The following is a 7027-nucleotide window of genomic DNA, read 5'->3' on the forward strand; positions in this document are numbered from 1 at the left end:
AATCATTCCGCACACATATCGAGAGAAACCAGAACTTGGCTTGCCGCCCAACCGCCTGGTCGCTTCGAGTTCACGTTCACACCCAAGCACGGCTCCTGGCTCAACCTCATCGAGGGCTTCTTCTCAAAGTTCGCCCGATCCGTCCTGCGCCACATCCGGGTGGCATCCAAGCACGAGCTCAAGCAGCGCATCATGGCAGGCATCGAGGACCTCAACCGCCATCCCGTCATTCACACTTGGTCCTACAAACTCGCCGAAGCCGCCTGATATGATTCAATTCTTGGAAACGCTGAACTAGCCATCGCAGCGCTTTGTCGTTTCCCTTAACGCGCCGCAAGACCGACGTCGCGCCACAAACGAGCAGCGAGCGGAGCGTCGGGTTGCCCATTTTCGATATGCCGCCGAGCCGCTCCTTGCCGCCGCTCGAATGAGGCTTTGGCGTCAGTCCCAGCCAGGCGGCGAAGTGACGGCCGGATTTGAACCCGCCGGGATCCGGGATCAGCGCTTTGACGGAAGCCGCCGTGATCGCTCCGACGCCCGGAATTGTGGTCAGCCGTCGCATGTCCTCCTCGCGCTTCGCCTCGCCGACGATCCCTCGTTCGAGCTTGTCGATTTGACGCGTCAGCGCCTCGATCTGATCCGCGATCTCAGCCAAAGCCAGTCGAGCGGCTTTTGGCAGGCAAACGTCCTCCTCGTCCCGTACGATCTCAATCAACGCAGCCACTTTAGCCGTGCCGAGGGCGGCAATAACGCCCAACTCCGACAAATGCCCGCGAAGCGCGTTGATCGCCTGAGTTTGCTGGCGGACCAAAAGGGCGCGCGTCCTCAGCACCTGGCCGCCGCTTGTTGATCAGCCGATTTGATCGGAACGAAACGCATGGTCTTGCGGGTGACGGCTTCGCTGATCGCTTCGGCGCGGAAGCTTTTCGAAAAAGCCCAGCAACTCGGCTCGACGCAGTTTGCGATTGAAAATCGGTGCGCCTTCGGCGTCGGCGCCATGAATTTGAAAAACGTTCTTGGCCAATCCAGGCCGGTGCTGCTTCACGGAACGGCTCCCTTCCTTGTGGCGTTGCTCGCAACGACCACGTTTTAGCACCTAGATGCTGTCGGTAGCGGGGCCGTTCCACACCATCAATCTGGATGAGAATCTGGTGTCGCGGCGGAGGTGATGATCGCGGCATTGATTGTCGCGCGCAAGAGGGTTTGTCTGCGACGCTGTTGGTGGGTGTGGCATAGGACGCGGGGCGTCCCGGGCCACGCTTTCGCTCCATGGCCTCGCGGCGCCTGTAGCTCTCACCGTTCATCTCCATGAAGGGAACACAAACAGTCTTTGCTGGACACTCGCTTTCCCGGTGGCCCAGAGGGAGGAGTGTCTATCGGTATGCGGAACCTGATTTCGACCTGCCATCCCTCGACCCGGACGTCGTCGACGACGAGGCGTAGAAGTTTTTGGCGCTGGTCGAAATCCAGTTGATCGATGGTTTCCCGGACTCGGTCAGCGAAACTCTCGAGGCGTTGTCTCAGCCTATTGCGTTGAGCAAGCTGTTTGCGTTGGGTGGTCAATGCCTGTCTTTGTTCCTCGAGGACATGGCACCGCACTTCCAATTCCTTGCCGCGACGCAGAAGGTCAAGGTGCGATGAAATTTGCTTGATAGAGATCGGCCACGCGGCGGCGTTCGGCGGCGACCGCGTTGAGTTGCGGTTTGCTCGAGCAATTTGGGCATCAAGCAGCTCATCACCTGCCGTCTCGCTTTGGCTTGACAAGGCTGCTTCTCCCGTGAGGAGCACGTCCGGGCTGTAGCGCGGCGATTATGGAGACCGGCCACCGTAGTTGTCGCCGCGCATCCGGGCGTAGCATCGTGTCACGCACCTGCTCAAAGACGAAAGCGTCGAGTTCGTTGGCTCGAATATTACGCTCCGGGCATCGGCGCTGACTCCCCTTTCGCCCTAAGAGGATCATGATTGCGGCAATAGTAATAATAGTGGAAGGTGCCATTGCGGCCGCGCATCTTGTGCCAAGATACGCTTATGCCACAGTGCCCGCATTTGACGAGTCCGCGAAGGAGCCAGTGACCGGATCCAGTGCGACGCGGGCTCCATTTGGAGTTGTCATAGCTGATGCGCTGTGCGGGCGGCGGATCTGGCGAGCTCTCTTTGCTAAACGCCGATCCGAGACGGACGCCGTTCGGTTGTAATAGCACGCCCTAGTATGCCTCGTTGCGCAGCAGGCGTCCAATGGTAGAGGTTCCCCAAACGGCTTTGCCGTTTGCCGTAGGGATATGCTCCTGAGAAAGCTGGCGGGTGATTTGTCGCATCGACAGTCCGCCTCGACATGGTCTCGAAAGATGCGCTGCACGATCGCCGCTTCCGGCTCAAAGATTTCGAGATGGGCTGCTCGCTCGCTGGAACGCGCAATACGGCGATAGCCATATGGACATTTCCAAGCGATCGTCTCGCCGGCTCGCGAACGATGCCGCCAACATCGTCTTTATCGGCCCCAACGGCGTCGGGAAATCGACACTTGCTCGCAATGTCGCTCACCAGGCGCTCATTTGCAGTCACACCGTCCTCGTTCTGAACCACACATCCTCGACAATCGGCGGCTGCAAAGGCCGCCTTTGTGTTCCGTCCACAAGCACCAAACTCTTGTCGTCGTTTAGCCGCGCTTTTGAAAAGCCATCAACAGACCTGGGCCTTCCATGCGATCTCACGCACGCGCTGCGGTGCCTGCTCCAAGTGGTATAGCTTGATCTTTCCGGTCTTCGGTGGATGCCGATAGGTCCAGGCGCTCTCGACCAGCATGTGCCGGGCGCGGCCGTTTCCTGCTTTAGTGATACCGCCGCGCCTGATCGTCTCTCCGGTCGATCGCTCGCTAGACATGAGGCCAAGATAGCGAATGTGCTGCCGCGGGCTCTCGAAGCGGCTCGCGTCACCAACTTCCGTGTCGAACGTTACAGCGATGATCAGATTCACTCCACGCAACGCCTGCAGCGCTCGCACGAGTGGCGCCAGCGACCAGGGCGGGGATGAATTCCTCGATCGTGCGCTCCAGGCGTTCGACCCGCTCTTTCGAGACGCGCACCGCCTCGACCATTTCCTGGAGCGCGATCTGATGTGCGGGATGATCGAAACGCTGCTCTTGCAGCCAGCGTAGATAGCGCATCGTCCAGCTCGTCTTCCGGGGGCAAAACCGACCATGCTTCAACATAAAGGCACTCACTTGTTGGCGGTGCACGCGCAGCGTCTCGACCGCTGCTGCCCGAGCGCGAACGATGTCCCTCATCGTTTCGTGGTCTTCGTCGGGAACCCGCACCGCGGTCAGCTCGCCGGCCCGCAATAGCCGGACGAGTGAGATAGCATCATGAAGGTTCGTCTTTACCCGATCCCCAGGCTTTCTTGGGTCAGTGACGGCGCACCACGGTGCACTCGTGCCCGAGCAACCGGATCAGCCGATAAAGGCCGTAACCGGTCGGCCCAGCCTCGTAGCAGAGATGCACGTGATCAAAGCGGCTGCCGATCCGGCCGATGACCCGCCGCATGGCGGGAGCCGACGCATCCACCTCACCAAAGAAGCGAACCTCTCCCTCCCGGCCTGCCTCCGCAATCGCGATAGCGTTCTTCAGCTTCGCAACATCGATTCCAACAAATGCTTCTCTATAATCCTCCACGGCTCGTCCTCCTGTGATGAGGATCGGCTCGGCCCGCCCGAGCAACCCTCGGACGCGCAGTGTAGGGCGCGACACCTCACCGGCAGAGGCGGACATACGGTCTTCCATCAGAACTGTGCGTCCTGCAGATTTTCCCAGCGTTGTCGCAGAGGGGAGGTCGCCGGCCCAGGAGAAAGCAGCGTGCCTGTTCACGCTGTACGAAATAATCAGTAACTGACTACGTATCAGATCGCATCTACACTAGCGACTAAATATACTCGTCTGCGTTTAACGTCCGCCTAATTAGCCCGGACAGTTCGTTCTTAGTCAACCAAATCAGCCAATCATCGTCTTCAATTCCTAGGTTACTTAAGCGCAAGACGGACCCGCGCGGTTCTCTGTTAAGGTAACCGTACTGCTCTGCCACTCCCTTCTCGATGATCCATCCCGGGACAAGGGCATATATAAAGTCGGGCGACCATTTCGCCCAGGCCAACCCAAAAGCAATGCCTGCGAGCGCGCTTGGAAAGCCCTGCCCCCTAAAATCGTCACGGAGCCATAAGTCACCGTGATATACTACGATTCCGGCAATCTGCCGAGCGGCTGGGGCGTGGCAAGCACATGATGAATCGGAGCTGGTCATGCTCTTTGGATGAGCGTAGCAGCCCTTCAAAGACTCAAGATGTTCGGCCAGGTTCGTGGACCTTAGGTCGTCCATCCGCAGCGCCTGAACATGAGCTACTTGACCAGATCGATCTCGCCCGACTATCCAGAACGCGCGGCCTGACTCAAGCCATGAACAATCCGGTCGGAAGTTTGGATAGGTGGGCGCTTTGCCAACTATGATTTTTGTAATATTTATATACTCATCAAAGTCGTCACCGACTTCGAATTCCATTCCACGGTGACGACTCGCCGTGTGGAATGAGCTGATGTACCTTGAAACATCAAGGCCAGTAATTCTTTTTGACGTCATGCTTATGCCTTCTGACAGCGCGATACATTACTGTTTCTAAGGAGTTTTGTTACAGATGATACTACATACCTTGATAGTTGACCTAGAGCGCGTCCTGTGATCGATGAATTGATTGTGATGTGATGGCTGCGTTTTGTGCTGATTCAACATCCATCTCGATGGAGGTTGACGACGATTGGAAGAGCAGTGTGTATCTTCGGTGTGGATCTTGAAGGCTTCGGACGAGGGCATGTCGGCGCGTCAAACGGCGGCGCGGTTCGGCGTGGGAGTGTCCCGCGCGATCCGCTGGATTGAGCGGGCAAAGATCGACGAACTGGCGCCGCGCCCGCAGGGGCCGCCTCGCCTCCAGCCTCGATGCGGTCGGGGCCGAATGGGACAACCTCCTGAAGGCTCACGGCTAGCGCGGCGCAGACATGGTCAAAGAACTTGAGCGAGTTTGCTCTTGCACCGGATATTTCGGGACGATCCGGGCCAGCCAAGCTCGGCGTTCGGCTCCTGCGAGCTCGATCCATGGGCCCAGCCGGTCCAGATTCCCCTGCGTCCTTCCGCGAACTGGTTGAACGCCTTTAATGCCGCCGGCGCTAAGTTCTCGTGTAAAATACCTTCTGAAGGAAATATCGTCCGAAGCCGCGTGGATAGTTGTGCAGTTGACCGAATGTCTCGTATCCGAGAGATCTATAGAACGCCGGCGCCTGAAATTCGAAAGTGTCTAGCCACACTCCAACACATCCTCGTTGACAGGCCCAATGCTCTGCAGATCTTACCAATCGCTTGCCGATTTTCTGACCACGCAATTGCTCTGGCACAAATATCAATTCTATGTTCAGCCAATCATAGTAGCACCTTGCCCAAAGGCCGCCTGTCGTATGGCCGTTCCTCGGATCCTTAATTAGTACTGCAATCGCCCGGGGACTGTAAGGAACGGCCACCCTTGCGTTGTAAACATCTAGAGCGTCCAAGATGACTTGTCGCTCTGATTCGTCCGGCTGTTCTCGAATCTCTAGGAATGTATCCACAGTAATTTGTCTCCCTTCAACAGGTGTTGGTCTTGCCTGCAGCCATAGCGTGCGGCTGCGACCTAGATGGGCGCAGTACAAAGTCCGGCGCTTGGGACGGTGCGTTCTCCCCTAACACTTAGATTGTCGAAGAATGCTCTGGCTTCATGTTCGCACTCCGAAGGCCCGGTGGCGAACTGGGAATGACGCGTCCGGACAGTCAAGCTCGAAGGCCAGTCGATGGCGGCCGGAACACATCTGCCACTCACGCGCACGCACCCGGTTGCTGTCGATGCTGAGTCGAGATTCTAGGTGACTTCATTAGGCAAACCTTCGTGAACCGCGAACGTCATCGTTCCGTCGTCCTTGGTTCCAACGTCATAGAACAAGCACTCACGCACAGAATTGTCGGAGTTAAACATCAGTACTCGCGGTTTAATATTTGCGATCTGGTTCTCCTCAATGTACACGGTGGAGCACACGATTATCTCATCTCTAGGCTGGCAAGTGCGAGCAGCGGCTCCGTTCAACACACAGCAGCGAGAACCCCTCTCGCCGTAAATGACGTAGGTGCTAATACGGGTGCCCGAAGCCTTATTCCAGACTTCAACGAATTCGAGAGGAAAGATACCAACTTTCTCACAATGATCTGGATCTAAGGTGATTGAGCCGTGGTAGTTAAGATCCGCGTCGGTTACAGTGATGCCGTGAAGCTTGGCGGCAACTATCTTTTTCATCTGTTGATTTCCTTTTTAGTTATGGAGTGCTCTGACGAGTGACTGCGGTGCCTTGGTCCCACGGGCAATCGATGTGCCGCGATAAGTCCAATCGGGCTGTCAAGATGGATCGGCAACGCCGACAGAAATCGTCGTCATCATCGCCAGCTTGGTCTCATGAGCCGAAAACATTGCTGCCGGTCTACGGTCGGCCTTTTCCCAGGATAAGATCAGTCGCTGACCTAACTCGTTCCTTTCCCTCGGCTGATTGCGATGCTGGCACAACAGGTCCCTCAGCCTCGCCACCACCGCCGCAAGTCTCATGCCAGTGGCTGTTCGCGTCCAGCGACAAAGTTTGCGACCGGATTTTCAGGTATTTAGCTTCAGACCAAAGCCGTGATCACTTCAACAAGCGTCTGTCGCGGACCCGACAAAGCAACAACTGCTACCGGCCGGCATCTCCAACGCGCCAGCACCCAGGAGCCTGTCATCGCATCAGACGTTATGACCGTGGTGTGAGCGGTGGCCCGTCTCTAGACTTTGCAGCTGTAAAGCAAACGAGGGTTGCTTCGGCAGTGCGGAGCCGCGCCTCAAGCAAAGGGACGACGGCCATGAAGCAAGATAATCCATTTTACGTCGGTGGCGACGTGCCGAAAGCCAAGCACGCGATTGCGATCGCCGAGGGCGGGCGGG

General features: G+C 57.2%; 6 protein-coding genes and 3 pseudogenes. 3 read left to right on the forward strand and 6 right to left on the reverse strand.

What is annotated here, in order from left to right; all coding sequences use genetic code 11:
• On the forward strand, nucleotides 1-267 hold a 267-nt coding region (locus DPM35_RS31905), incomplete at its 5' end, for a transposase (RefSeq protein ID WP_181592253.1).
• A 28-nt stretch (nucleotides 268-295) separates the two neighbouring features.
• On the opposite strand, the pseudogene DPM35_RS31910 reads toward DPM35_RS31905, so the two are convergent.
• Nucleotides 296-1045, reverse strand: a pseudogene (locus DPM35_RS31910) (IS110 family RNA-guided transposase); the annotation flags it as partial.
• Between the two features lie 404 nt (nucleotides 1046-1449).
• Here DPM35_RS31910 and DPM35_RS31915 point away from each other — a divergent pair.
• A complete protein-coding gene (locus tag DPM35_RS31915; protein WP_112131453.1) occupies nucleotides 1450-1641 on the forward strand; it encodes a hypothetical protein in 192 nt (63 codons plus the stop codon).
• 269 nt (nucleotides 1642-1910) lie between these two features.
• Here the strand turns inward: DPM35_RS31915 and DPM35_RS33415 are convergent, their stop codons facing one another.
• The 3 genes and pseudogenes from DPM35_RS33415 to DPM35_RS31935 all read right to left on the reverse strand — a co-directional run.
• Nucleotides 1911-2201, reverse strand: coding sequence for a recombinase zinc ribbon domain-containing protein (locus tag DPM35_RS33415; RefSeq protein ID WP_112131454.1), 291 nt, complete (start codon nucleotides 2199-2201; stop codon nucleotides 1911-1913).
• Nucleotides 2202-2204: 3 nt separating this feature from the next.
• A complete protein-coding gene (locus DPM35_RS33420) occupies nucleotides 2205-2315 on the reverse strand; it encodes a recombinase family protein (RefSeq protein ID WP_112131455.1) in 111 nt (36 codons plus the stop codon).
• 373 nt (nucleotides 2316-2688) lie between these two features.
• Nucleotides 2689-3668, reverse strand: a pseudogene (locus DPM35_RS31935) (IS110 family RNA-guided transposase); the annotation flags it as partial.
• Nucleotides 3669-4852: 1184 nt separating this feature from the next.
• Between DPM35_RS31935 and DPM35_RS31945 the strand changes: the two are divergent.
• Nucleotides 4853-4957, forward strand: a pseudogene (locus tag DPM35_RS31945) (IS630 family transposase); the annotation flags it as partial.
• Between the two features lie 247 nt (nucleotides 4958-5204).
• On the opposite strand, the gene DPM35_RS33210 reads toward DPM35_RS31945, so the two are convergent.
• A complete protein-coding gene (locus DPM35_RS33210) occupies nucleotides 5205-5639 on the reverse strand; it encodes a GNAT family N-acetyltransferase (RefSeq protein ID WP_112131457.1) in 435 nt (144 codons plus the stop codon).
• 287 nt (nucleotides 5640-5926) lie between these two features.
• Complete coding sequence (panD, locus tag DPM35_RS31955) at nucleotides 5927-6355, reverse strand: aspartate 1-decarboxylase (RefSeq protein ID WP_112131458.1); 429 nt, start codon at nucleotides 6353-6355, stop codon at nucleotides 5927-5929.
• Nucleotides 6356-7027 lie beyond the last annotated feature (672 nt).

This window comes from Mesorhizobium atlanticum (assembly GCF_003289965.1).
GTDB lineage: Bacteria > Pseudomonadota > Alphaproteobacteria > Rhizobiales > Rhizobiaceae > Mesorhizobium > Mesorhizobium atlanticum.

Excerpts from the sequence above, each read along its gene's own strand:
- DPM35_RS33420 (WP_112131455.1), bottom strand. The coding sequence starts at position 2,315 with ATGCGACAAATCACCCGCCAGCTTTCTCAGGAGCATATCCCTACGGCA.
- panD (WP_112131458.1), bottom strand. The coding sequence starts at position 6,355 with ATGAAAAAGATAGTTGCCGCCAAGCTTCACGGCATCACTGTAACCGAC.